This window comes from Kitasatospora sp. NPDC001683 (assembly GCF_053596495.1).
Genome location: NZ_JBSFGK010000221.1, coordinates 659 through 976, shown reverse-complemented (window position 1 = coordinate 976; position 318 = coordinate 659). Strand labels below are relative to the sequence as shown.

1 pseudogene is annotated in these 318 nt (G+C 71.7%); it reads right to left on the bottom strand.

Features of this window, described 5'->3' with window-relative positions:
* Positions 1-318, bottom strand: a pseudogene (locus ACWCYO_RS40570) (DEAD/DEAH box helicase); the annotation flags it as partial.

Below are 318 nucleotides of genomic sequence, written 5' to 3'. Positions count from 1 at the left end.
ACCGCCCTGCGGACGGTCATCGCGACGGTAGCCGCCGCGGTCGTCACGGTCACGGTTGAAACCACCCTGCGGACGGTCATCCCGACGGAAGCCACCACCCTGCGGACGGTCATCACGGCGGAACCCGCCGCGGTCACCGCCACGGTCGTCACGGTCGCGGTACGACGGGCGGTCGTCACGACGCGGACGGTCATCACGGTCGTCCCGACGGAACCCACCCTGCGGGCGGTCGTCACGGCGGAAGCCACCGCCCTGCGGACGGTCATCGCGACGGTAGCCGCCGCGGTCGTCACGGTCACGGTTGAAACCACCCTGCGG